The following is a 21862-nucleotide window of genomic DNA, read 5'->3' as shown; positions in this document are numbered from 1 at the left end:
AAATTCCCGCAAATCTCCCCTTGCGCGAATCCGCATCCCTGTGTAGGGGCGCGACTTCGAATTTGGTCGGGGTGCAAGCCCCGTGGCTCTTTCTCATCGGTAGGATACAATGGAAGCTCAGAATATTCGCATTCGTCTCAAGGCATTCGATCACCGCGTGCTTGACCAGGCGACCGGCGAAATCGCGGAAACCGCCCGTCGCACCGGCGCGCTCATCCGGGGCCCCATTCCTCTGCCGACGAGAATTGAAAAGTTCTGCGTCAACCGCGGACCGCACATCGACAAGAAGTCGCGTGAGCAGTTCGAGGTTCGCACCTACAAGCGTCTGCTCGACATCGTGCAGCCGAACGCCGCAACCGTGGACGCGCTGATGAAGCTCGACCTGGCCGCTGGCGTAAACGTCGAGATCAAGCTGGCCTAAGCCGCTAATCGACCAAGTTTCGGGCCTTCGGGCCCACATCCTTCCGGCTTCGGCCGGTTCCGCGGGAAACTTCCCGCGCGGACATAGGGATACCTCCGGCGTCAGCCGGGAATGCGTCCCCCGTCTCGCTTCCAACAGCGCACCGCGCCATCGGAAGCACCCAGCCCGGACGGGGCTCGTATCGAAAATCGGGTTGGACACGCCCCTGGGAATGGTTCCCTTGGGCCTCTGTAGGAGACAGGATCATGCGCACAGGCGTGATCGCCAAAAAGGTGGGGATGACCCGCCTTTTCCAGGAGGACGGTCGGCACGTGCCGGTTACCGTTCTGGCGCTGGAAAATTGCCAGGTGGTCTCGGTTCGCACCGCTGATCGCGACGGTTACGTCGCGGTGCAGCTCGGCGCCGGGGAAGCCAAGCAGAAGAACGTTGCGAAGCCGCAGCGTGAACACTTTGCCAAGGCACAGGTTTCGCTGAAGCAGCAGGTTGTCGAATTCCGCGTGGCAGACGATGCCGTGCTGGAAGTCGGCGCAACCATCGCCGCTTCGCACTTCGTGCCGGGTCAGCTGGTCGACGTGGCCGGCACGACCCAGGGTAAGGGCTTTGCCGGTGCTATGAAGCGCTGGGGTTTCGGCGGTATGCGCGCAACCCACGGTGTTTCGATCAGCCACCGTGCCCACGGTTCGACCGGTAACCGCCAGGATCCCGGCAAGGTCTTCAAGAACAAGAAGATGGCCGGCCACATGGGTGACCGCAACCGTACCCAGCAGAACCTCGAAGTCGTCCGCGTGGACGATGAACGCGGTCTGATCTTCGTCAAGGGCTCGGTCCCGGGCGCCAAGAACAGCTGGCTGACCGTCAAGGATTCGGTGAAGGTCTCGCGCCACTCCGAAGCTCCCTATCCGGCCGGCCTGAAGAGCGCCGCCAACAGCAACGAACAGGCTCCCGCCGAAACCCCCGTGGTTGATGCGCCGGAAGCCACCGAAGGCCAGGAGGGCTAAGTCGTGAAGGTCAAGCTTTCCAACCTCGATGGCACCGCCGGCAAGGGCGACATCGAGCTTAACGATGCAGTGTTCGGCATTGAGCCGCGCGCTGACATCCTGCACCGCGTTGTCACCTGGCAGCTCGAAAACCGTCGCGGCATTGCCCGCGCAACCCGTGAGCGTTCGGACGTTGCCCGCACCGGCAAGAAGTTCGGCCGCCAGAAGGGTGGCGGTACGGCTCGTCACGGCGACCGCAAGGCTCCCGTCTTCATCGGCGGTGGTAAGGCTCACGGTGCCCGTCGCCGCGAGTTCGACGTCTCGCTGAACAAGAAGGTCCGCGCTCTGGGTCTCAAGATGGCGCTCTCGTCCAAAGCCCAGAACGGCCTGGTCGTGGTCGACAGCCTGGATCTGGCCGATGCCAAGACCAAGGCGCTTGCCGCCAACTTCGCCAAGGCGAACTGGGGCAAGAAGGTGCTGGTGATTGACGGTGAAGCCGTGAACGAGGGCTTCGCCCGCGCTGCCGGCAACCTGGTCGGGGTCAATGTGCTCCCGGCAGTCGGCGCCAACGTCTACGACATCCTGAAGCATGATACGCTGGTGCTGACGCGCGCCGCGGTCGAAAAGCTGGAGGCGCGTTTCAATGGCTAAGGACGCAATCGACACGCGTCACTACGACGTGATCGTGGCTCCCCACATCACCGAAAAGGCGACGCTGGCCAGCGAATTCAACGCCGTCGTCTTCAAGGTGGCGGACAGTGCAACCAAGCCGCAGATCAAGGCTGCGGTCGAAGCGCTGTTCGACGTGAAGGTGGTGAGCGTCAACACGCTGACCCAGAAGGGCAAGACCAAGCGGTGGAAGGGCAAGCCCTATCGCCGTTCGGACGTGAAGAAGGCGGTCGTCCGTCTGGCTGAAGGCCAGTCGATCGACGTCACCAGCGGGATCTGAGGCTGAACCATGGCACTCAAGAACTACAACCCGACCAGCCCGGCCCGTCGTGGCCTAATTCTGGTCGACAAGTCGGCGCTGTGGAAGGGCAAGCCGGTCAAGGCGCTTACCGAAGGTAAGAACAAGACCGGCGGCCGTAACAACAAGGGCCACGTCACTTCGCGCGGGATCGCTGGCGGTCACAAGCAGAAGTATCGCTTCATCGATTTCAAGCGCCGCAAGTGGGATGCTCCCGCGACCGTGGAACGCCTGGAATACGATCCCAACCGCACGGCATTCATCGCTCTGATCAAGTATGCAGACGGTGAGCAGGCCTACATCATCGCGCCGCAGCGCCTCGCCGTTGGCGATACCGTTGTTGCCGGTGAAAAGACCGACGTGAAGCCGGGCAACGCGATGCTGCTCAGCCAGATGCCGGTCGGCACCATCTGCCACAACGTGGAGATGAAGCCGGGCAAGGGCGGTCAGATCGCCCGTTCGGCCGGGACTTACGTCCAGGTCGTCGGTCGTGACCGCGGCATGGTCATCGTTCGCCTGAACTCGGGCGAGCAGCGTTACCTGCGTGGCGATTGCATGGGTACGGTTGGCGCGGTTTCGAACCCCGACAACTCGAACCAGAACCTGGCGAAGGCCGGTCGCAACCGTTGGCTGGGCCGTCGCCCGCTGACCCGCGGCGTTGCCAAGAACCCGGTCGACCACCCGCACGGTGGTGGTGAAGGTCGCACGTCGGGTGGCCGTCATCCGGTTACCCCGTGGGGCAAGCCGACCAAGGGCGCCCGCACTCGCAACAACAAGCAGACGGACAAGCTGATTATCCGTTCGCGCCACGCCAAGAAGAAGAGGTAAGGCCCCATGGCACGCTCCGTCTGGAAAGGCCCCTTCGTCGACCTGCACCTGCTGAAGAAGGCAGAGAACATGCAGGATGCGGGCAACCGCGCCGCACCGATCAAGACCTGGTCGCGTCGTTCGACGATCCTGCCGCAGTTCGTTGGTCTGACGTTCAACGTCTACAACGGTCACAAGTTCATCCCCGTCTCGGTCAACGAAGACATGGTCGGTCACAAGCTCGGCGAATTCGCTCCCACGCGTTCGTTCCCGGGCCACGCAGCCGACAAGAAGGGTAAGCGCTAATGGGCAAGGCAAAAGCTCCGCGCCGCGTTGGCGAAAAGGAAGCCCTGTCGGTCGGCACCACCATCCGTGGTTCCGCGCAGAAGCTCAACCTGGTCGCCAGTCTGATCCGCGGCAAGAAGGCCGAAGAGGCCATGAACATCCTCGCCTTCTCGAAGCGGGCGATGGCTGTGGATGCCCGCAAGGTGCTCGCTTCGGCGATCGCCAATGCGGAAAACAACCACAACCTGGATGTTGACGCGCTCGTCGTCGCTGAAGCCAGCGTCGGCAAGTCGATCACCATGAAGCGCTTCCACACGCGCGGCCGTGGCAAGTCCACGCGCATCCTGAAGCCGTTCAGCCGGCTGCGCATCGTGGTCCGCGAAGTCGAGGAGGCCTGATCCATGGGTCACAAGAGCAATCCCGTAGGCCTGCGCCTCCAGATCAACCGGACCTGGGACAGCCGCTGGTACGCCGAAGGCAAGAACTACGCACAGCTGCTTGAGGAAGACCTCAAGATCCGCAAGTTCGTGGTTGAAACCCTGCCGCAGGCGGCAATCTCGAAGGTCGTGATCGAGCGTCCGGCCAAGGTTTGCCGCGTGTCGATCTATGCCGCCCGTCCGGGTGTCATCATCGGCAAGAAGGGCGCGGACATCGAAAAGCTGCGTTCGCAGCTGGCCAAGATGACCGACAGCGACGTCAAGCTGAACATCGTCGAAATCCGCAAGCCGGAAATCGACGCGAAGCTCGTCGCCCAGGGCATCGCCGACCAGCTCATTCGCCGCGTGGCATTCCGCCGTGCGATGAAGCGCGCTATGCAGTCGGCCATGCGTCTCGGCGCAGAAGGCATCAAGGTGGTTTGCGGCGGTCGTCTCGGCGGCGCTGAAATCGCCCGCGTCGAACAGTACCGCGAAGGCCGTGTGCCGCTGCACACCCTGCGCGCGAACATCGACTATGCCGAAGCCGAAGCGCTGACCACCTATGGCATCATCGGTATCAAGGTGTGGGTCTTCAAGGGTGAGATCCTCGGCCACGATCCGATGGCGCAGGACCGCCTGATGATGGAAGCCCAGACCACGGGCGTCCGTCCGGCGCGTGAAGACCGCAGGAACTAAGTCATGCTGCAACCGAAGAAAACCAAGTTCCGCAAGGCCTTCAAGGGCCGTCTGCACGGGAACGCCAAGGGCGGCACCGATCTGAACTTTGGCTCGTACGGCCTGAAGGCCCTCGAGCCGGAGCGGATCACCGCTCGCCAGATCGAAGCGGCTCGCCGCGCGATCACCCGCCACATCAAGCGACAGGGCCGCCTCTGGATCCGCGTCTTCCCGGACCTTCCGGTCTCGAAGAAGCCGGCAGAAGTCCGTCAGGGTAAGGGCAAGGGTTCGGTCGAATACTGGGCTGCTCGCGTCAAGCCGGGCAAGATCCTGTTCGAACTCGATGGCGTTGCGGGTCCGCTCGCTGCCGAAGCTTTCAGCCGCGCTGCGATGAAGCTGCCCGTCAAGACCAAGGTTGTTGCCCGTCTGGGTGACACCAGCCACCTGGGAGGCGAATAATGGCCAAGCCTAGCGATCTGCGCGCCAAGACCGACGATCAGCTGTCGGCTGATCTCGGTGACCTGAAGCGTGAGGCGTTCAACCTCCGCTTCCAGGCTGCGACCAACCAGCTCGAGCGTCCCGCACGCATCAAGGAAGTGCGTCGCGACATCGCCCGCATCAAGACGCTGCAGGGCGAACGCGCCCGCACGGCGAAGTAAGGAGCCCACGATGCCCAAGCGTATCCTGATCGGGACCGTGGTTTCCGACAAGACCGACAAGACCGTGGTCGTGAAGGTCGAACGTAAGGTGAAGCACCCGCTCTACGGGAAGATCATCCGTCGTTCGAAGAAGTATCACGCTCACGACGAAGACAACGCATTCAAGACCGGCGAGACCGTTCGCATCGAGGAAACGCGCCCGATGTCGAAGCTCAAGACCTGGAAGGTGATCGATCGTGTCACCGCCGGGAAGACCGCCGCTGTTGAAGCCGACGTCTAAGTCAAACCCGTTTTTGGAACTGCCGGACTGGTTCCGGCAAGCCAGTGAGAAGGAACCGGATCAATGATCCAGATGCAATCCCAGCTCGACGTCGCTGACAACAGCGGCGCCAAGCGCGTCCAGTGCATCAAGGTACTGGGCGGATCGAAGCGCCGGACTGCCGGCGTGGGCGACATCATCGTGGTGTCGGTCAAGGAAGCGCAGCCGCGCACCAAGGTGAAGAAGGGTGACGTGCACCGCGCTGTCATCGTTCGCACCAAGAAGGACGTGCGCCGCGCAGACGGTTCGGTGATCCGCTTCGACAGCAACGCTGCCGTGCTGATCAACAAGAACGCCGAACCCATCGGCACCCGCATCTTCGGCCCCGTGGTCCGCGAACTGCGCGGCAAGGGCTACATGAAGATCATTTCGCTCGCTCCGGAGGTGCTGTAATGGCTGCTTCGAAGATCAAGAAGGGCGACAGCGTCGTCGTCCGCTCGGGTAAGGACAAGGGCCGCACCGGCACTGTCCTCCAGGTCCTGCCCAAGGATGGCAAGGTCGTGGTTTCGGGCGTGAACGTCGCTGCTCGTCACCGCAAGCCGACCCAGGCCAACCCGCAGGGCGGCATCGACCGCCGCGAGGCGCCGATGGCTATTTCGAAGGTCGGCCTGGCTGACCCCAAGACCGGCAAGGCTACCCGCGTCCGCTTTGAAACCCAGGATGGGAAGAAGGTTCGCGTGGCCGTCAAGTCCGGGGAGAAGATCGATGGCTGACAAGTACGTTCCCCGCATGAAGCAGCGGTACGACGACGTCATCGCCAAGGCGATGACCGAGAAGTTCGGCTACAAGAACCACATGGAAGTGCCCAAGATCGAGAAGATCACGATCAACATGGGCGTCGGCGAAGGCAGCCAGGACAAGAAGAAGGTCACGACTGCCGCCGAGGAAATGGCTCTGATCTCGGGCCAGAAGCCGGTCATCACCCGCGCCAAGAAGTCGATCGCGCAGTTCAAGCTGCGTGAAGGCATGCCGATCGGTTGCAAGGTTACCCTGCGTCGTGAACGCATGTACGAATTCCTCGATCGCCTGATCACCGTGGCAATGCCCCGCATCCGCGACTTCCGTGGCGTCAATGCCAAGTCGTTCGACGGCCGCGGCAACTATGCCATGGGCCTGAAGGAGCAGATCATCTTCCCGGAGATCAGCTACGACCAGATCGAGAAGGTGCGTGGGATGGACATCATCGTCACCACCACTGCCAAGACCGACGACGAAGCGCGCGAGCTGCTCCGCCTGTTCGGTTTCCCGTTCCCGGCTGAAGCCGAAACCGCTCAAGCGGCCTGAGTTAGAGAGAGCTTAAGTCCATGGCGAAACTGAGTTCCGTGAACAAGAATGAGCGTCGCAAGAAGCTCGTTCAGAAGTACGCAGCCAAGTATGCAAAGCTGAAGGCCATTGCCGACGACAAGTCGGTCGATGAAACCGAGCGTCTGATCGCTCGCCTGAAGCTGGCGGAAATCCCGCGCAACGGGAATCCGACCCGCGTGCGCAACCGCTGCGTCACCACCGGCCGCCCGCGCGGCTACTATCGCAAGTTCGGCCTGTGCCGCGTTGAGCTGCGTGATCTTGCCAATAAGGGCATGATCCCCGGCGTGACCAAGTCGAGCTGGTAAGGGGTAACTAGGATGGCAATGACCGATCCCCTGGGTGATATGCTCACCCGTATCCGCAACGGGCAGCGGGCCAAGAAGGACTCCGTCCTTTCTCCGGCTTCGAAGCTTCGCGCCAACGTGCTCGAAGTGCTCCAGCGTGAAGGCTATATCCGCGGTTTTTCGGAGGACGCCACCGGCGCCCACCCGCAGCTGCGCATCGAGCTGAAGTATTTCGAAGGCGAACCGGCTATCAAGCACGTCGCCCGCGTCTCCAAGCCTGGCCGCCGCGTCTACTCGGGTTCCAAGGAACTTCCGGTGATCCGCAACGGTCTGGGCATCACCATCGTCTCGACGCCGCGCGGCGTGCTCTCGGATGCCGAAGCACGCGCCAACAACGTCGGCGGCGAAGTGCTGGCGGAGGTGTTCTGATGAGCCGCATCGGTAAAGTTCCAGTTGCCATTCCGGCTGGCGTCAGCGCCGAAGTCGCGAACGGCGTGCTCAGCGTGAAGGGCCCCAAGGGCACCCTGACGCTCACCCTGCGTGACGAAATCAGCTACGTCGTCGAAGACGGCCGTATCCTGGTTCGCCCGGCTAACGACTCCAAGACCGCCCGCGCGTTCTGGGGCATGCAGCGCACGCTGGTGAACAACCTCGTGACCGGTGTGACCCAGGGTTACACCAAGGTCCTCGAAATCACCGGTGTCGGCTACCGCGCCAATGCTCAGGGCAAGAACCTGAAGCTGCAGCTCGGCTACAGCCACGACGTCGATTTCGCCGTGCCGGAAGGCATCGAAATCAAGACGCCCGACAACACCACGATCGAGATTTCGGGCATCGACAAGCAGAAGGTCGGCCAGGTTGCGGCCGAGATTCGCCGGTGGCGCAAGCCTGAGCCCTACAAGGGCAAGGGTATCAAGTACCGCGGCGAGTTCATCTTCCGTAAGGAAGGGAAGAAGAAGTAATGGCCAAGCTGTCCCTTTTCGAGCGCCGTCGTCGGCGCGTTCGCACCGCGCTCAAGGCGCGTGCCGGTGGCCGTCCGCGGCTTTCGGTGCACCGTTCGGGCCGTCACATCTACGCCCAGATCATCGACGATGCGGCAGGCCGCACCGTGGCTGCTGCCAACTCGCTTGGCAACAAGGCCGGTGCCAACGTCAATGCCGCTGCCGAGGTTGGCAAGGCCCTGGCCGAAGCCGCCAAGAAGGCTGGCGTGACCACTGTCGTGTTCGATCGCGGTGGCTTCCTGTTCCATGGTCGCGTCAAGGCGCTGGCCGAAGCCGCCCGTGAAGGCGGGCTGGAGTTCTAAGATGGCTGACGAAACCAACAACGCAGAAGTGCAGGCTGAACAGCCGATCGCAGCTGAAGCGCCGCAGGGTGGTGACACCGGCGGTGAAGCCCGCGAAGGTCGCGGTCGTGGCCGTGTTCGCGGCGGTGAACGTGGCGATCGCGGTGGCCGTGGCCGCCGTGACGACCGTCGTGGTCGTGGCGACGAAGAAGGTGGTGAAGAGCTGATCGAAAAGCTCGTCCACATCAACCGCGTCTCCAAGACCGTGAAGGGTGGTAAGCGGTTCGGCTTCGCCGCTCTGGTCGTGGTCGGCGATGGCAAGGGCCGCGTCGGCTTTGGTCATGGCAAGGCGCGCGAAGTGCCGGAAGCCATCACCAAGGCAACCGCTTCGGCCAAGAAGAAGATGGTCCGCGTTCCGCTGAAGGAAGGCCGCACCCTGCATCACGACGGCAAGGGCCGTTTCGGTGCTGGCAAGGTCAACGTCCGTTCGGCTCCGGCCGGTACCGGCATCATCGCCGGTGGTCCGATGCGCGCCGTCTTCGAAAGCCTGGGCGTGGCCGACGTGGTGACCAAGTCGGTCGGCACTTCGAACCCCTACAACATGATCCGCGCTACCTTTGACGCGCTGACCGACCAGACTTCGCCGAAGTCGGTTGCCCAGCGGCGTGGCAAGAAGGTTGCCGACCTGCTCGGTCGTGGCGGTGCCAGCGCGGCGGAGGCCGAGGCCGCTGCCGACGCGATTGTGGAGTAAGCACGATGGCGAAGATCAAGATCAAGCAGATCGGTTCGCCGATCCGTCGCCCGGAAAGCCAGAAGAAGATTCTGATCGGCCTGGGCCTGGGCAAGATGCACCGCGTGGTCGAACTGGAGGACACTCCTGAAGTTCGCGGCGCGATTGCCAAGCTCCCGCACATGGTTGCCGTGGTCGACTAATCCACGCAGTCCTGTGAAGTTTTGCAAAACCCCGGCCCTGGCGCCGGGGTTTTGTCCTTTTGGACCAGTGGAATCGCGGGGGAGGGCAGTGCGCTGCAAAAGAGGGGTGACAGAGGCAGTATCTTCGCCTATGCGCGCCCCTCCTATCAGCGCGACTAAAAGCGAAAGCGAGTGCAAGACATGAAACTGAATGATATCCGCGACAACTATGGTGCCCGTAAGTCCCGCATGCGCGTGGGCCGTGGTATCGGTTCGGGCAAGGGCAAGACTGCCGGCCGCGGCCAGAAGGGTGCCAAGGCGCGCTCGGGCGTTAGCGTAAACGGCTTCGAAGGCGGTCAGATGCCGCTGCACATGCGCATCCCGAAGCGCGGCTTCAACAACATCTTCGCCAAGGACTTTGCCGAAGTGAACCTGGGCCTGGTCCAGAAGGCGATCGACGCTGGCAAGCTCGACGTCAACGCCGTGATCGACCATGCCGCGCTCAAGAACGCTGGCCTGGCCCGTGGCGGCAAGGACGGCGTGCGTCTGCTCGGCAAGGGTGAGTTCACCGCCAAGGCCAAGTTTGCCGTCAACGGCGTTTCGGCCGGGGCCAAGGCAGCCGTCGAAAAGGCTGGCGGTTCGGTTGAACTTCCTGCCGCTCAGCCGAGCGAGCATGAAAAGAAGACTGCCCGCCGCGAAGCGAACAAGGCGGCCAAGTAATCCAATTCCACGATCCCCGCAGCTGAAGTGACGGCTGCGGGGATTGTGTGCCCAGGGGGTTCGACATAGCCGCTTCGTCCCTATATGGGGCTGACACGCGCTTCACAGCGGACCTACAGCAAGGCTAATATCCCGATGGCATCACGCGCCGATAATATCGCGAGCAACCTCAGTCTCGCCAACTTCTCCAAGGCGACCGAGCTTAAAAAGCGCATCTGGTTCACTGTCGGAGCGCTGATCGTGTTCCGCTTCCTCGCCTTTGTGCCGCTGCCGGGGATCAACCCCATCGCGCTGAAGCAGTTCCTCGAACGGAACGCCGGCGGGGTGCTGGACTTCTTCAACATGTTTTCGGGTGGCGCGCTGTCGCAGTACAGCCTGATCACTCTGGGGGTGATGCCCTACATCACTTCGTCGATCGTGGTTCAGCTGGCCGCTTCGCTCCATCCCTCGTTGATGGCGCTGAAGAAGGAAGGTGAGAGCGGTCGGCGCAAGCTGAACCAGTATTCGCGCTATGGTGCCGTATTCCTGGCCATCATCCAGGGCTATGCCGCGCTGCGTGCCGCAGAAGTGCAGGGCTTTGCAGTCGATCCGGGTCCGCTGTTCTATGTGGCCGGCCTGGTTTCGCTGGTCGGGGGAACCATGTTCCTGCTGTGGCTGGGTGAGCAGATCACCAGTCGCGGGATCGGCAATGGCACTTCGCTGATCATCATGGCCGGCATCGTTGCCCAGATGCCGACCTTCGTTTCCAACCTGTTCGAAGGCGGCCGCACCGGCTCGATCTCGGGCTTCCTGATCTTCGCGCTGATGGCGCTGCTAGTCGGGCTGATCCTGATGATCTGCTTCATGGAGCGCGCGACGCGGCGCTTGCTGATCCAGTATCCGAAGCGCGCCAGCCAGCACGGCATGATGCAGGCTGATCGCAGCCACCTGCCGCTGAAGCTTAACACGGCAGGCGTAATTCCGCCGATCTTCGCCAGTTCGCTGCTGCTTCTGCCGCTGACGATCACGCAGTTTGCCGGCAACTCGATCTCGCCGGATTCGGCTTGGGGTTCGTTCATTGTCGGGATCAACCAGTATCTCGGACACGGCAAGCCGGTCTTCATGCTGCTTTATGCCCTGGGCATCATCTTCTTCACCTTCTTCTACACCGCGGTTGTGTTCAATCCGGAAGAGACGGCGGAGAACCTGAAGCGCAACGGCGGGTTCATTCCGGGCATCCGTCCGGGTAAGAATACCGCGACCTATCTCGACTATGTCCTGACGCGCATCAGCGTGATCGGTGCGATCTACCTGACGGTAGTTTGCGTCGTTCCGGAGTGGGTCATCGCGCAGACCGGCGTCCGCCTGTTTTTCGCCGGTGGCACCAGCTTGCTGATCGTCGTGAACGTGACGGTCGATACGATTACGCAGATCCAGTCGCACCTGCTGGCCCATCAGTATGGCGACCTGATCAAGAAGGCCAAGCTCAAGGGGCGGATGCGCTGAGCGACTTTTCAGGGAGGGGATTGCCGTGAACATCATTCTGCTCGGACCGCCGGGAGCCGGCAAAGGCACCCAGGCGCAGCGTCTGGTCGAGAAGTTCGGCATGCGCCAGCTTTCGACGGGTGACATGCTGCGTGCAGCGGTCAAGGCGGGTACGCCGGTCGGCCTCCAGGCCAAGGCAGTGATGGAACGCGGCGAGCTGGTCTCGGACGAAATCGTCTCGGCCCTGATCGGGGAAGAGCTGGACGCCATGGGTGCTGGCACCGGCGCGATCTTCGATGGCTATCCGCGCACGGCAGCCCAGGCGGAATCGCTGGACAAGCTGCTGGCCGATCGTGGTCGCCATCTCGACCATGTGATTGAGCTGGAAGTTGACGAGGATGCTCTGGTTGAGCGGATCTGCGGCCGGTTCACCTGCGCCAATTGCGGCAAGGGCTATCACGACAAGTTCGAACAGCCCAAGCAGCCGGGCGTGTGTGACAAGTGCGGCAGCACCGAATTCAAGCGTCGTCCGGACGACAACGAAGAAACGGTCCGTACCCGCATGGCTGAGTACCGCGCCAAGACCGCGCCGATCCTGCCGATCTACGATGCGCGCGGTATCGTCGCCCGCGTCAACGGCATGGCCGACATCGATCACGTCACTGCTGCCATCGAACGGATCATGACTGCCTGATCCGTCCGGTTCGGGTCCGATCGGCGATTTCGTCATCGGGCCGGATCGTCGAATGGGATTGGCGCTGCGTTCGTCGCGGATTGTCAGTCAGCAGCCGTGCCGGGCGTTGACACGCGCGGCGAATCGGCTTAAGCGCGCGCTTCACTCGAAAGAACGGGGTTAGTCTGGCAGGCGGAAGCATTGAGCGCGCCGACCAGGCTTTTTGCCGTTTCGACAGTGAAGCGTTGAGATAGGGGGCTGCATCCGCTGCCCTCTGTGGAGCATGGAGAACTAAGTGGCTCGTATTGCCGGGGTCAATATCCCCACCAACAAGCGCGTTATCATTGCGCTCACCTACATCCATGGCATTGGTCCGTTCAAGGCCCGCCAGATCGTCGACAAGCTTGGCATCGATCACACGCGCCGCGTTGCTGATCTGAGCGACCAGGAAGTGCTGCACATCCGCGAAACGATCGACGCTGATCACACCGTTGAGGGTGACCTGCGCCGCGAAACCGCGATGAACATCAAGCGTCTGATGGACCTGGCCTGCTATCGCGGCCTGCGTCACCGCAAGGGCCTGCCGGTCCGCGGTCAGCGCACGCACACCAACGCCCGTACCCGCAAGGGCAAGGCCAAGCCCATCGCCGGCAAGAAGAAGTAAGCGGACGGCTAACCAGCCTTACGCCGTCTCATTGCTTATTTTGACAGGATAGACACCATGGCACGCGAACCCCAGCGCATTAAGCGCCGCGAGCGCAAGAACATCACCAGCGGCATCGCGCATGTGAATGCCAGCTTCAACAACACCATGATCACCATCACCGACGCCCAGGGCAACGCCATTTCGTGGTCCTCGGCCGGCATGATGGGCTTCAAGGGCAGCCGCAAGTCGACCCCCTATGCCGCCCAGGTGGCTGCGGACGACGCCGGCAAGAAGGCCGCCGAGCACGGCGTGCGTACCCTTGAAGTCGAAGTGAAGGGCCCCGGCTCGGGCCGCGAAAGCGCTCTGCGCGCTCTCCAGGCAGTCGGCTTCACGATCACTTCGATCCGCGACGTGACCCCGATCCCGCACAACGGTGTGCGGCCTTCGAAGCGTCGCCGCGTCTGATTTGCCTTTCGCGGCCAGGCGTACGGTCTGGCCGCGGTTTCGGATCGGCCGCGGTTCTCTTCGTTGAGGGCAGCGGCCGTTCCCGCCAGAACATAACCCCAAGGGGACGTCTATGACTGTCAATATCAAGAACTGGCAGGAACTGAAAAAGCCCAACAACCTGGAAGTGAAGTCGGGCCCCGACGCTGGTCGCCGCGCGACCTTCGTGGCAGAGCCGCTTGAGCGTGGCTTTGGTCTGACGCTCGGCAACGCGCTGCGCCGCGTGCTGCTGTCCTCGCTGCAGGGCGCCGCAATTACTTCGATCAAGATCGAAAACGTGCTGCACGAATTCTCGTCGCTCGCTGGAGTGCGTGAGGACGTGACCGACATCGTGCTGAACGTGAAGCAGATTGCCCTGAAGATGCAGGGCGAAGGCCCGAAGCGCCTTCAGTTGTCCGCCACCGGCCCGGCTGTGGTCAAGGCTGGCGACATTGCCGTCACCGGCGACATCGAGGTGATGAACAAGGATCTGGTGATCTGCCACCTGGATGAAGGCGCGACCTTCAACATGGAACTGACCGCCGACACCGGCAAGGGCTATGTCCCCGCCGTGTCGAACCGTCCGGTCGACGCGCCGATCGGCCTCATCCCGGTCGATTCGCTGTACTCGCCGGTGCGCCAGGTTTCCTACAAGGTCGACAACGCGCGTATTGGTCAGGAACTGGACTACGACAAGCTGAGCCTGATTGTCGAAACCGACGGTACGGTTACCCCGGAAGATGCCGTGGCCTATGCCGCCCGCATTCTCCAGGACCAGCTCTCGCTGTTCGTCCACTTCGAAGATGCAGTGCCGATGGGCGCTTCGCCGATGATCGGCGTGGCTGCTTCGGCTCCGGCAGACGAAGGCGACACCAACCAGCTCAACCGTTACCTCCTCAAGAAGGTGGACGAGCTGGAACTGTCGGTCCGTTCGGCCAACTGCCTCAAGAACGACAACATCATCTACATCGGCGACCTGGTCCAGAAGACCGAGGCCGAGATGCTCCGCACGCCGAACTTCGGCCGCAAGTCGCTCAACGAGATCAAGGAAGTCCTGAGCTCGATGGGTCTGCGCCTCGGCATGGACATCCCGGGCTGGCCGCCTGAGAACATCGAGGAAATGGCCAAGAAGCTCGAACAGGAGCTGCTGGGCTAAACCGGATTGCGGGGCGCCCCGGTGGCGCCCCGTTACGGCAAGGGGCAACGGCCGCAAACGTTGCCGGGATCGGGCTACCTGACACGGGCCCCCTACGAACGAAGGAATGAAACATGCGTCATAAGTATGGCGGTCGTAAGCTGAACCGCACCTCCAGCCACCGCAAGGCCCTGTTCCGCAACATGGCTGCGGCGCTGATCAAGCACGAGCAGATCACCACGACCCTGCCCAAGGCACGCGAACTGCGTCCTTATGTCGAAAAGCTGATCACGCTGGCCAAGCATGGCGGTCTTTCGAACCGCCGTCTGGCTCACGCCCGTCTGCTCGACGATGCGCAGCTGGTGAAGCTGTTTGACGTCCTGGCCGCGCGCTATGCTGATCGCAACGGTGGTTACACCCGCGTGATCAAGGCTGGCATCCGTTCGTCGGACGCTGCGCCGATGGCGGTGATCGAGCTGGTCGACCGCGACACCTCGGCCAAGGGCCAGGACTCCGGTCCGGTCTACACCGGCGAGGAAGAAGCAGCCTGATCGGGGTACCCTGATCGACAGGCGGCTTTCGTCGAACGACGAATTGCAAAGGCGGGGGCAAGCGCTAGGCTTGCTCCCGCTTTTTGCATTTGGGGAGACTTTCGTGACCTTTCGCGCCCGCACCCTGATCGGTGCCCTGTTTGCCGTATCCGCCGTTGCCGTCAGTGCCCAGGACCTAAAATTGACCTATCCCCAAACCACCAAGGGCGAGATTGCCGAAGTGCAGTTCGGCGAACGGATTGCCGATCCCTATCGCTGGCTGGAAAACGACGTCCGCACCGATCCGAAGGTTGCCGCCTGGGTCGAACAGCAGAACCAGGTGACGCAGGCCTATCTGGGCGGTTTGCCCCAGCGGGACTGGTTCGCCGCGCGGATCAAGGCGCTGATGGATTACGAACGGTTCGGTTTGCCGCAAAAGGCGGGGGCGAATTACTTCTACATGCGCAATTCCGGCCTGCAGAACCAGTCTCAGCTGTTCGTCCGGCAGGGGCTGGACGGAACGCCGCGGCTGCTGCTCGATCCCAACAGCTGGGCCAAGGACGGGGCGACCGCGCTGGCGGATTGGGAGCCTTCGGACAACGGCAAGCTGCTGGCCTATTCGATCCAGGACGGCGGTTCCGACTGGCGCACGATCCGCCTGCTCGACGTGGCGACGGGCAAGGTGCTGGCGGACGAGATCCAGTGGGCGAAGTTCACCGGAATTTCCTGGGTGGGCAATGCGGGCTTCCTCTATTCGCGCTTCCCGGAGCCAGAGAAGGGCAAGGAATTCCAGTCGCTCAACACCAACCAGGCGGTTTACTTCCACAAGATCGGCACGCCGCAATCGGCGGACCAGCTGGTCTATTCCACGCCGGACCGGCCCAAGCTGGGGCATGGCGCGGAAGTGACGCATGACGGGCGCTGGATGGTCATCACCTCGTCGCAAGGGACGGACAGCCGCTATGAAGTCCACGTCAAGCGGATCAATGGCGGGAAGTGGGGCCAGCCGCAGACGCTGATCAAGGGGCTGGAGAATGACTGGCGCCTGATCGATGGCATGGGCGATACGCTCTACTTCATCACCAACAAGGGCGCACCGCGGCTCAAGGTCGTAAAGGTCGACCTGTCGCGCGGGGTCGCGGGGGCGCAGTTCGTGGACCTGGTGGCGGAGCGCGAGGAAACGCTGGAGCGCGCGCAAATCGTCGGGAACCGGCTGATCCTGGGCTATCTCAAGGATGCAGCGTCCAAGGCGGAAGTGCTGTCGCTGGACGGCAAGCCGGTGAAGGAGATCACGCTCAACGCGATCGGCACGGCTTCGGGCTTTGGCGGCAAGCCGGGCGATCCGGAGACGTTCTATTCCTTTTCCAGCTTCAACCAGCCCGGCGCGATCTATCGCTTTGACAGCAACACCGGCGTGAGCACGGTCTTTGCCCAGCCCAAACTGACCTTCAACCCGGACGATTACCAGGTTGAGCAGCAGTTCTATGCCTCCAAGGATGGGACCCGCGTGCCGATGTTCATCGTCCGGAAGAAGAGCGTGGCGGCAGAGGGCAAGCCGGTGCCGACCCTGCTTTACGGCTACGGCGGGTTCGACGTTTCGCTGACGCCTGGCTTTTCGGCTGTGCGGATGGCCTGGCTGGAAGCCGGCGGGGCCTTCGCCATGGCCAACCTGCGCGGGGGCGGCGAATACGGCAAGGCGTGGCACGATGCGGGCCGTCTGGCCAACAAGCAGAACGTGTTCGACGATTTCATCGCGGCGGGCGAATACCTGATCGCTCAAGGCATCACGCCCAGCGGCGGCCTGGCCGTGCAGGGCGGGTCAAACGGTGGTCTGCTGATCGGCGCCGTGGTCAACCAGCGGCCGGACCTGTTCGCGGCCGGTAACGCGGCAGTGGGCGTGATGGACATGCTGCGCTTCGACCAGTTCACCGCCGGGCGATACTGGGTGGATGACTATGGCTATCCCAGCAAGGAAGCGGACTGGCGGGTGCTGCGGGCCTATTCGCCCTATCACAACATCCGCGCGGGCGTTGAATATCCGGCCATGCTGGTGACCACGGCAGACACCGATGACCGCGTCGTTCCGGGCCACAGCTTCAAATATACCGCTGCGCTTCAGGCCGCGAACCCGGACGGCAAGCCGCACCTGATCCGCATTGAAACGCGGGCAGGGCACGGTGCGGGCAAGCCGACGGACAAGGTCGTGGCGGAGAATTCCGACATCCTGGCCTTCCTGGCGGAATGGACCGGACTGGACGTTCCGGCGCGCTGAACCGCCATTTCCGGCCAGGGCAGGGCGCACTGGCCGGAGGGCTGCTTTCGTTCATAAAACCTATTGCTAATATGAACACAGGCTAACCGGCGAGTTCAGCTTCGTGCCACGCGAATCGGCCTAGACCATCCTCATTGCCGGACAATCCGTTCGGCCCAATGAAGGACGAAATGCCATGAAGATTATGTCCAAAGCTCTGGTCGGGACCATCGCGGCTGGCGCGATGGCGATCTCTTCGGCGACCCCGGCGTTTGCGCAGTATCGCGATCATGACCGCGACCGCGGCGGGATCAGCGCTGGTGACGTGATTGCCGGTGCGCTGATTATCGGCGGGATCGCTGCAATCGCCTCTGCCGGCAGGAACAACGACCGGGGATACTATCGCGACAGCGACTATCGCTATGACCGCGCCGGCTATGGCTATGGCGACCGCTATCGCGGCAATCCGCGCCAGGCCGTCGAACAGTGCGTCTATGCCGCCGAACGCCAGGCCAGCTCGCGCTATGGGCGCGCCGACGTGACCGATATTCGTCAGGTTCGCGATACCCGCTATGGCTATGAGGTCCGGGGCCGCATCGCGGTCGATACCCGCCGGGGCGATTGGCGCCGAGGCGATGGCTATTACGGCAATGGCTGGGGCGGCGACTACCGCGGTTGGAACCAGTCGATGCGCGGATACGATTCCGGTTCGTTCAAGTGCCGGGTCGAGCGCGGCCGGGTGGTCGATATCGACATCGACGGCGTGCGCGGTTTCTAAGCCGCCCGTTGTTCAAGCAAGGCGGCCCGGGTTCGTTGACCCGGGCCGTTTTTTTAGGCGGCCAGGTTAAACCTTCAGCCAGCGCGCCACGGCGCTCAGCAAGTCGCGGTTGAACGACTGGGCAAGGTGGCTGTCGGCAATGGCCTGGAACGCATGGATCGCGCCGGGATAGGAATGCAGCTCCACCGGTACGCCCGCGCCGATCAGGCGGCGCGCATAGTCCAGGTTCTCGTCCAGAAACAGGTCGAGGCTGCCCGTGCCGATCCACGTTGGCGGCAGGCCAGCCAGATCGTCGGCCAGGCTGGGCGAGAACCAGCCCTTGCGGTGATCGGTCGGGGCATAGCCACCCTGCAAGGCGCTCCAGCCAAAGCGGTTGCTCTGCCGGGTCCAGACGAATTCGCCGGTCGCGGGATTGGCATAGGGACAATCCTCGCTGCCGGTGCGGTGATCCAGCATCGGAAAGGTCAGGAACTGCGCGGCAAGCACAGGACCGCCCTGATCGCGCGTCATCAGCGCCGTCGCAGCGGCCAGACCGCCGCCCGCGCTTTCACCGATGATTCCGATCCGCGCGGCATCCACGCCCAGTTCCGCAGCATTCTCGGCAAGCCATTTCAGGCCAGCCAGGCAATCCTCCTGCGGGGCGGGGAAGGGGTGTTCCGGGGCGAGGCGATATTCCACCGAAGCCACCGGAATGCCCAGCGCCGCCGCCATGCCCGCCGGACCATGCCGCATCGAGCTGGCCGATCCGATCACCATGCCCCCGCCATGGATATGGAGCAGCGCGGCGCGCCCGGTCTGGCCCGGGGCAGGATCGTACCAATAGATTTCCAGCGGTCCGCCCGGGCCCTCGATCACCTTCACTTCGGGCTGGATCGCCGGTTCGCCCAGGAAGGCAAAGCGCTGTTCCGATTGCTCGCGGATCGCGGGCAGGTTCTCTGCGGTGAAACCCGTTCCCGGCATCAGTTCGAGCAGGGGGAGCAGGGTGGGGTCGACCAGGTGAAGCGTGGACATCAAGGCAATTCCTGTGGTGGAAACATCCGGCGATGGGATGAAGGGGGAACGAACGGCTGCCAATGCCCGTCAGGCTGGCAAAGCCGGTCGGCAATGGCAATGGTCGCGGCGGGGTTGTGAACCAGTCCCAGGTGACTGCCGCGCACCACGATGTTTTCGGTCCGCTCATGGCCGCTGTCCGCGCGCTGGATGGACCCGTTGGGGTGGACGATGCCATCGCTGCGCGAAAGGATCGCGGTGGTCGGCACGGGCGGTGCGCGGTCAAGCCCGCTGAAGCGGCCCTGGCCCAGTACCTCCGGCTCCTTGCCATTGACCAGTTCGAACAGGCGCGAGGCGTTGGTGTGGCGGCGGTCGTCGCGGATCGGGCTGCCCAGCGTTATCACCTGGCGCACCGGGCCCGGATCGAGCTTGGCCAGTTCGCGGGCGAAAATCCCGCCCAGGCTCCACCCGATGAGCGAAACCTTGCGCCCGGTGCGCTGGGCCAGGTCCTGGACAAGGCGCTGCATCTGCTCGACCCGCTCCAGATCGACGCGCAGGTTGCGGCCAAGGCCCCAGCCATGCGTCTGATAGCCAAGATCGCCCAGCACGGCCCGCAGGTTTGCGGTTGAATGGTCCGAAGCGCAGAACCCCGGAAAGACCAGCACGGGATGGCCGTCGCCGCGCGGGAGTGTGGCGAGGCGGCGACGCGCCCGGCGAAACGCCGCGCGTTCCAGCAGAAAGCGCCCCTCTGCCAACAGCATCAGTCCATTCGGTGGGCGGGGCGTGGTCTCAGCCCGGATGCTGGCGGCGAGAGTGATGGGATCAAGTCCTTGTTGCTTTACGCAGAAAGGCTAACACACCGGGGATTGCCGTCAACTCGCGCCTTTTTTCGTGGCGGCAGAGCGCCTATCTGGTCCCCATGGCCCGTACTCCCGCAGGATCCCCGCCCGACCCGAGAGGCGCCGAGCGTTTCAACGAGGAGCGCGCGGCCTATACGATCAAGGGCAGCCAGCCGGACCTGGAGGCTGGCGTCGCCGCGATCCGCGAAGTCCACGCCACGCTGAAGCCCAAGCCGGGCGTCTACCGGATGCTCGATGCCCGGGGCGAAGTGCTTTACGTGGGCAAGGCCCGCGCGCTGAAGAACCGGGTGGCCAATTATATCCAGGTTGATCGCCTGCCGCTGCGGCTGAAGCGGATGGTTGCGCAGACCCGCTCCATGGTGATCGTCACCACCAATTCCGAGGCCGAGGCGCTGCTGCTCGAAGCGCAGCTGATCAAGCGCTATCGCCCGGCCTACAACGTGCTGCTGCGCGACGACAAAAGCTTTCCCTTCATCCTGCTGCGGGCGGAACACGACTTTCCCCGGATCATGAAGCACCGCGGCGCGCGCAAGGCGAAGGGCAATTACTATGGCCCCTTTGCCAGCGCCGGGTCGGTCAACACCACGATCAACGCACTGCAAAAGCTGTTCCTGCTGCGATCCTGCACCGACAGCTTCTTTGCCCGGCGCGACCGGCCCTGCCTGCTTTATCAGATCAAGCGCTGTTCGGCCCCCTGCGTCGGCCGGATCGATGCGGCGGGCTATGCCGAACTGGTGGGCGAGGCGAAGGACTTTCTGGGCGGCAAGTCCAGCGCGGTGCAGCGCAAGATCGAAGCGCAGATGACCGAGGCGGCGGAAAGCCTGGACTTCGAACGCGCCGCCATGCTGCGCGACCGGCTGCGCGCGGCAACCTTCATCCAGGGCAGCCAGGCGATCAATGCCGAGGGGCTGGGCAATGCCGATATCTTTGCCATGGCAGAGAAGGGCGGGCACATCGGCGTGCAGGCGTTCTTCATCCGGGGCGGGCAGAACTGGGGGCACCGCGCCTTCTTCCCCGGTCATACCGAGGGGCTGACTGCCGAGGAGGTGCTCACCAGTTTCCTCGCCCAGTTTTACGAGGAAGTGCCGCCGCCTCGCTGCATACTGGTTGACCGTGACTTGCCCGAGGCGGACCTGCTGGCCGAGGCCTTCCGCGAAGGGGCGGGCGGCAAGGTGGAAATCTCTGTTCCACAACGCGGGGACCGCCGCCGCCTGATCGAACAGGCCAGCCGCAATGCGGTGGAGGCACTGGAACGGCGGCTCGCCGAAAGCGGGACCAAGGCGCGGCTCAACCGCGAACTGGCGGAATTCCTGGAACTGCCCGAACCGCCCCAGCGGATCGAGGTCTACGACAACAGCCATATCCAGGGCGCCAATGCCCTGGGCGCGATGATCGTGGCCGGACCGGAAGGCTTCGTGAAGGGCCAGTACCGCAAGTGGAACATCAAGACCGCCCAGACCAATGACGACTTTGCCATGATGCGAGAGGTGTTCCAGCGCCGCTTTGCCCGGGTGCAGGAGGAAGACCCTGACCGCGACGGCGGGATGTGGCCCGACCTCGTCCTGATCGACGGTGGCAAGGGCCAGATGAGCGCTGCCCGCGACACTCTGGAAGACCTGGGGATCGAAGACGTTCCCCTGATCGCCATTGCCAAGGGTCCTCACCACGGGCGCGAAGGGCGCGAGGTGTTCCATTTCCCCGATGGCCGGGAAAAGATGCTTCCGGTCAATTCGCCGCTGCTGTTCCACTTGCAGCGCCTGCGCGATGAAGTGCACCGCTTTGCCATCGGCGCCCACCGGGAAAAGCGCAGCCGCGCGATTTCGGCCAGTCCGCTGGATGAGATTCCCGGCATCGGCCCGGCACGCAAGCGGGCGCTGCTGCTCCACTTCGGCACGGCCAGCAAGGTCCGCGCCGCCTCGCTCGACGATCTGCAACGCGCGCCCGGCGTGAGCGCGGCGGTTGCGCAAACGGTTTACGATTTCTACCATCCGGGCGGATAGGGACGAACTCAGCCGTTTGATTA

32 protein-coding genes are annotated in these 21862 nt (G+C 63.2%); 30 read left to right on the top strand and 2 right to left on the bottom strand.

From position 1 onward, the window contains the following. Positions 1-109: 109 nt before the first annotated feature. The 29 genes from rpsJ (at position 110) to ACQKOE_RS04525 (ending at position 17989) form a co-directional block, all read left to right on the top strand. A complete protein-coding gene (gene rpsJ / locus ACQKOE_RS04665) occupies positions 110-421 on the top strand; it encodes a 30S ribosomal protein S10 (RefSeq protein ID WP_008067253.1) in 312 nt (103 codons plus the stop codon). Positions 422-666: 245 nt separating this feature from the next. Beyond that, entirely contained in the window at positions 667-1419 is a 753-nt protein-coding gene (gene rplC / locus ACQKOE_RS04660; RefSeq protein WP_374587811.1) for a 50S ribosomal protein L3, read from the top strand. Positions 1420-1422: 3 nt separating this feature from the next. Further along, the gene (gene rplD / locus ACQKOE_RS04655; RefSeq protein ID WP_374587809.1) at positions 1423-2049 is read left to right on the top strand and encodes a 50S ribosomal protein L4; all 627 of its coding nucleotides are present in this window, start codon (positions 1423-1425) and stop codon (positions 2047-2049) included. Beyond that, positions 2042-2347 carry a 50S ribosomal protein L23 gene (locus ACQKOE_RS04650; protein WP_374587807.1) on the top strand — a complete coding sequence of 102 codons (306 nt, stop codon included), beginning with the start codon at positions 2042-2044 and terminating at the stop codon, positions 2345-2347. Before rplD ends, ACQKOE_RS04650 begins: the two co-directional genes overlap by 8 nt. A gap of 9 nt (positions 2348-2356) precedes the next feature. After that, on the top strand, positions 2357-3193 hold the full coding sequence (rplB, locus tag ACQKOE_RS04645; RefSeq protein WP_427511747.1) for a 50S ribosomal protein L2: 837 nt from the start codon (positions 2357-2359) through the stop codon (positions 3191-3193). A 6-nt stretch (positions 3194-3199) separates the two neighbouring features. Then, a complete protein-coding gene (gene rpsS, locus ACQKOE_RS04640) occupies positions 3200-3478 on the top strand; it encodes a 30S ribosomal protein S19 (protein WP_374587803.1) in 279 nt (92 codons plus the stop codon). Beyond that, on the top strand, positions 3478-3855 hold the full coding sequence (gene rplV / locus ACQKOE_RS04635; protein WP_374587801.1) for a 50S ribosomal protein L22: 378 nt from the start codon (positions 3478-3480) through the stop codon (positions 3853-3855). The genes rpsS and rplV overlap by 1 nt, the downstream gene beginning before the upstream one ends. Positions 3856-3858: 3 nt before the next feature. Beyond that, positions 3859-4569 carry a 30S ribosomal protein S3 gene (gene rpsC / locus ACQKOE_RS04630; protein WP_374587799.1) on the top strand — a complete coding sequence of 237 codons (711 nt, stop codon included), beginning with the start codon at positions 3859-3861 and terminating at the stop codon, positions 4567-4569. A 3-nt stretch (positions 4570-4572) separates the two neighbouring features. After that, positions 4573-5007, top strand: coding sequence for a 50S ribosomal protein L16 (gene rplP / locus ACQKOE_RS04625; RefSeq protein ID WP_374587797.1), 435 nt, complete (start codon positions 4573-4575; stop codon positions 5005-5007). Next, positions 5007-5207 (top strand): 50S ribosomal protein L29, encoded by a 201-nt coding sequence (rpmC, locus tag ACQKOE_RS04620; RefSeq protein WP_374587795.1) that lies wholly within the window; start codon positions 5007-5009, stop codon positions 5205-5207. Before rplP ends, rpmC begins: the two co-directional genes overlap by 1 nt. 10 nt (positions 5208-5217) lie before the next feature. Continuing rightward, a complete protein-coding gene (gene rpsQ, locus ACQKOE_RS04615) occupies positions 5218-5487 on the top strand; it encodes a 30S ribosomal protein S17 (protein ID WP_427511746.1) in 270 nt (89 codons plus the stop codon). A gap of 63 nt (positions 5488-5550) precedes the next feature. Further along, a complete protein-coding gene (gene rplN / locus ACQKOE_RS04610) occupies positions 5551-5919 on the top strand; it encodes a 50S ribosomal protein L14 (protein WP_370306782.1) in 369 nt (122 codons plus the stop codon). Then, positions 5919-6239 (top strand): 50S ribosomal protein L24, encoded by a 321-nt coding sequence (gene rplX / locus ACQKOE_RS04605; RefSeq protein ID WP_374587791.1) that lies wholly within the window; start codon positions 5919-5921, stop codon positions 6237-6239. The genes rplN and rplX overlap by 1 nt, the downstream gene beginning before the upstream one ends. After that, positions 6232-6810, top strand: coding sequence for a 50S ribosomal protein L5 (gene rplE, locus ACQKOE_RS04600; RefSeq protein WP_374587788.1), 579 nt, complete (start codon positions 6232-6234; stop codon positions 6808-6810). Before rplX ends, rplE begins: the two co-directional genes overlap by 8 nt. Positions 6811-6830: 20 nt before the next feature. After that, positions 6831-7136 carry a 30S ribosomal protein S14 gene (gene rpsN / locus ACQKOE_RS04595; protein ID WP_374587786.1) on the top strand — a complete coding sequence of 102 codons (306 nt, stop codon included), beginning with the start codon at positions 6831-6833 and terminating at the stop codon, positions 7134-7136. Positions 7137-7148: 12 nt separating this feature from the next. Then, positions 7149-7544: a 30S ribosomal protein S8 gene (gene rpsH, locus ACQKOE_RS04590; protein WP_374587784.1), complete on the top strand. Its 396-nt coding sequence runs from the start codon at positions 7149-7151 to the stop codon at positions 7542-7544. Further along, complete coding sequence (rplF, locus tag ACQKOE_RS04585; protein ID WP_374587782.1) at positions 7544-8077, top strand: 50S ribosomal protein L6; 534 nt, start codon at positions 7544-7546, stop codon at positions 8075-8077. Before rpsH ends, rplF begins: the two co-directional genes overlap by 1 nt. Beyond that, a complete protein-coding gene (rplR, locus tag ACQKOE_RS04580; protein WP_374587780.1) occupies positions 8077-8418 on the top strand; it encodes a 50S ribosomal protein L18 in 342 nt (113 codons plus the stop codon). The genes rplF and rplR overlap by 1 nt, the downstream gene beginning before the upstream one ends. 1 nt (position 8419) lies before the next feature. After that, positions 8420-9148: a 30S ribosomal protein S5 gene (gene rpsE, locus ACQKOE_RS04575; protein ID WP_427511745.1), complete on the top strand. Its 729-nt coding sequence runs from the start codon at positions 8420-8422 to the stop codon at positions 9146-9148. Between the two features lie 5 nt (positions 9149-9153). Then, positions 9154-9330, top strand: coding sequence for a 50S ribosomal protein L30 (gene rpmD, locus ACQKOE_RS04570; RefSeq protein ID WP_148627602.1), 177 nt, complete (start codon positions 9154-9156; stop codon positions 9328-9330). Between the two features lie 180 nt (positions 9331-9510). Continuing rightward, positions 9511-10029: a 50S ribosomal protein L15 gene (gene rplO, locus ACQKOE_RS04565; RefSeq protein WP_374587773.1), complete on the top strand. Its 519-nt coding sequence runs from the start codon at positions 9511-9513 to the stop codon at positions 10027-10029. Positions 10030-10164: 135 nt separating this feature from the next. Continuing rightward, complete coding sequence (gene secY / locus ACQKOE_RS04560; protein WP_427511744.1) at positions 10165-11514, top strand: preprotein translocase subunit SecY; 1350 nt, start codon at positions 10165-10167, stop codon at positions 11512-11514. 25 nt (positions 11515-11539) lie between these two features. After that, positions 11540-12187, top strand: coding sequence for an adenylate kinase (locus ACQKOE_RS04555; RefSeq protein WP_374587769.1), 648 nt, complete (start codon positions 11540-11542; stop codon positions 12185-12187). Positions 12188-12461: 274 nt separating this feature from the next. Continuing rightward, positions 12462-12830 carry a 30S ribosomal protein S13 gene (rpsM, locus tag ACQKOE_RS04550; protein ID WP_374587767.1) on the top strand — a complete coding sequence of 123 codons (369 nt, stop codon included), beginning with the start codon at positions 12462-12464 and terminating at the stop codon, positions 12828-12830. A gap of 57 nt (positions 12831-12887) precedes the next feature. Beyond that, entirely contained in the window at positions 12888-13277 is a 390-nt protein-coding gene (rpsK, locus tag ACQKOE_RS04545) for a 30S ribosomal protein S11 (protein ID WP_088307824.1), read from the top strand. 112 nt (positions 13278-13389) lie between these two features. Then, positions 13390-14451, top strand: coding sequence for a DNA-directed RNA polymerase subunit alpha (locus tag ACQKOE_RS04540; RefSeq protein ID WP_427511743.1), 1062 nt, complete (start codon positions 13390-13392; stop codon positions 14449-14451). A gap of 113 nt (positions 14452-14564) precedes the next feature. After that, positions 14565-14981, top strand: a complete 417-nt coding sequence (gene rplQ / locus ACQKOE_RS04535) for a 50S ribosomal protein L17 (protein WP_374587763.1) — start codon at positions 14565-14567, stop codon at positions 14979-14981. A gap of 103 nt (positions 14982-15084) precedes the next feature. After that, the gene (locus ACQKOE_RS04530; RefSeq protein WP_427511742.1) at positions 15085-17232 is read left to right on the top strand and encodes a prolyl oligopeptidase family serine peptidase; all 2148 of its coding nucleotides are present in this window, start codon (positions 15085-15087) and stop codon (positions 17230-17232) included. 175 nt (positions 17233-17407) lie between these two features. Further along, positions 17408-17989, top strand: coding sequence for a hypothetical protein (locus ACQKOE_RS04525; RefSeq protein WP_427511741.1), 582 nt, complete (start codon positions 17408-17410; stop codon positions 17987-17989). Positions 17990-18055: 66 nt separating this feature from the next. On the opposite strand, the gene ACQKOE_RS04520 is transcribed toward ACQKOE_RS04525, so the two are convergent. Both ACQKOE_RS04520 and ACQKOE_RS04515 read right to left on the bottom strand, forming a co-directional pair. After that, complete coding sequence (locus tag ACQKOE_RS04520) at positions 18056-19000, bottom strand: alpha/beta hydrolase (RefSeq protein WP_427511740.1); 945 nt, start codon at positions 18998-19000, stop codon at positions 18056-18058. Then, positions 19000-19740, bottom strand: coding sequence for an esterase/lipase family protein (locus tag ACQKOE_RS04515; RefSeq protein WP_427511739.1), 741 nt, complete (start codon positions 19738-19740; stop codon positions 19000-19002). The genes ACQKOE_RS04520 and ACQKOE_RS04515 overlap by 1 nt, the downstream gene beginning before the upstream one ends. Before the next feature lie 158 nt (positions 19741-19898). On the opposite strand from ACQKOE_RS04515, the gene uvrC reads away from it, so the two are divergent. Beyond that, positions 19899-21839, top strand: a complete 1941-nt coding sequence (uvrC, locus tag ACQKOE_RS04510; RefSeq protein WP_427511738.1) for an excinuclease ABC subunit UvrC — start codon at positions 19899-19901, stop codon at positions 21837-21839. Positions 21840-21862: the final 23 nt, after the last annotated feature.

This window comes from Novosphingobium sp. NPDC080210 (genome assembly GCF_050281025.1).
GTDB lineage: Bacteria > Pseudomonadota > Alphaproteobacteria > Sphingomonadales > Sphingomonadaceae > Novosphingobium.
The sequence above is the reverse complement of the archived record's forward strand: the minus strand, read 5'-3'. Positions and strand labels throughout refer to the sequence as shown.

What these genes read in the sequence shown, in the direction of transcription:
- rpsE (WP_427511745.1), top strand. Translation starts at nt 8,420, where the DNA reads ATGGCTGACGAAACCAACAACGCAGAAGTGCAGGCTGAACAGCCGATC.
- rpsH (WP_374587784.1), top strand. Translation starts at nt 7,149, where the DNA reads ATGGCAATGACCGATCCCCTGGGTGATATGCTCACCCGTATCCGCAAC.
- ACQKOE_RS04540 (WP_427511743.1), top strand. Translation starts at nt 13,390, where the DNA reads ATGACTGTCAATATCAAGAACTGGCAGGAACTGAAAAAGCCCAACAAC.
- ACQKOE_RS04650 (WP_374587807.1), top strand. Translation starts at nt 2,042, where the DNA reads ATGGCTAAGGACGCAATCGACACGCGTCACTACGACGTGATCGTGGCT.
- rplF (WP_374587782.1), top strand. Translation starts at nt 7,544, where the DNA reads ATGAGCCGCATCGGTAAAGTTCCAGTTGCCATTCCGGCTGGCGTCAGC.
- rpsJ (WP_008067253.1), top strand. Translation starts at nt 110, where the DNA reads ATGGAAGCTCAGAATATTCGCATTCGTCTCAAGGCATTCGATCACCGC.
- rplO (WP_374587773.1), top strand. Translation starts at nt 9,511, where the DNA reads ATGAAACTGAATGATATCCGCGACAACTATGGTGCCCGTAAGTCCCGC.
- rplQ (WP_374587763.1), top strand. Translation starts at nt 14,565, where the DNA reads ATGCGTCATAAGTATGGCGGTCGTAAGCTGAACCGCACCTCCAGCCAC.
- rpsQ (WP_427511746.1), top strand. Translation starts at nt 5,218, where the DNA reads ATGCCCAAGCGTATCCTGATCGGGACCGTGGTTTCCGACAAGACCGAC.
- rpsC (WP_374587799.1), top strand. Translation starts at nt 3,859, where the DNA reads ATGGGTCACAAGAGCAATCCCGTAGGCCTGCGCCTCCAGATCAACCGG.
- rplB (WP_427511747.1), top strand. Translation starts at nt 2,357, where the DNA reads ATGGCACTCAAGAACTACAACCCGACCAGCCCGGCCCGTCGTGGCCTA.
- rpsK (WP_088307824.1), top strand. Translation starts at nt 12,888, where the DNA reads ATGGCACGCGAACCCCAGCGCATTAAGCGCCGCGAGCGCAAGAACATC.
- rplC (WP_374587811.1), top strand. Translation starts at nt 667, where the DNA reads ATGCGCACAGGCGTGATCGCCAAAAAGGTGGGGATGACCCGCCTTTTC.
- secY (WP_427511744.1), top strand. Translation starts at nt 10,165, where the DNA reads ATGGCATCACGCGCCGATAATATCGCGAGCAACCTCAGTCTCGCCAAC.
- rpmD (WP_148627602.1), top strand. Translation starts at nt 9,154, where the DNA reads ATGGCGAAGATCAAGATCAAGCAGATCGGTTCGCCGATCCGTCGCCCG.
- rpsN (WP_374587786.1), top strand. Translation starts at nt 6,831, where the DNA reads ATGGCGAAACTGAGTTCCGTGAACAAGAATGAGCGTCGCAAGAAGCTC.
- ACQKOE_RS04520 (WP_427511740.1), bottom strand. Translation starts at nt 19,000, where the DNA reads ATGTCCACGCTTCACCTGGTCGACCCCACCCTGCTCCCCCTGCTCGAA.
- rpsS (WP_374587803.1), top strand. Translation starts at nt 3,200, where the DNA reads ATGGCACGCTCCGTCTGGAAAGGCCCCTTCGTCGACCTGCACCTGCTG.
- uvrC (WP_427511738.1), top strand. Translation starts at nt 19,899, where the DNA reads ATGGCCCGTACTCCCGCAGGATCCCCGCCCGACCCGAGAGGCGCCGAG.
- rpmC (WP_374587795.1), top strand. Translation starts at nt 5,007, where the DNA reads ATGGCCAAGCCTAGCGATCTGCGCGCCAAGACCGACGATCAGCTGTCG.
- rplV (WP_374587801.1), top strand. Translation starts at nt 3,478, where the DNA reads ATGGGCAAGGCAAAAGCTCCGCGCCGCGTTGGCGAAAAGGAAGCCCTG.
- ACQKOE_RS04515 (WP_427511739.1), bottom strand. Translation starts at nt 19,740, where the DNA reads ATGCTGTTGGCAGAGGGGCGCTTTCTGCTGGAACGCGCGGCGTTTCGC.
- ACQKOE_RS04525 (WP_427511741.1), top strand. Translation starts at nt 17,408, where the DNA reads ATGAAGATTATGTCCAAAGCTCTGGTCGGGACCATCGCGGCTGGCGCG.
- rplP (WP_374587797.1), top strand. Translation starts at nt 4,573, where the DNA reads ATGCTGCAACCGAAGAAAACCAAGTTCCGCAAGGCCTTCAAGGGCCGT.
- rplE (WP_374587788.1), top strand. Translation starts at nt 6,232, where the DNA reads ATGGCTGACAAGTACGTTCCCCGCATGAAGCAGCGGTACGACGACGTC.
- rplX (WP_374587791.1), top strand. Translation starts at nt 5,919, where the DNA reads ATGGCTGCTTCGAAGATCAAGAAGGGCGACAGCGTCGTCGTCCGCTCG.
- rplR (WP_374587780.1), top strand. Translation starts at nt 8,077, where the DNA reads ATGGCCAAGCTGTCCCTTTTCGAGCGCCGTCGTCGGCGCGTTCGCACC.
- rplN (WP_370306782.1), top strand. Translation starts at nt 5,551, where the DNA reads ATGATCCAGATGCAATCCCAGCTCGACGTCGCTGACAACAGCGGCGCC.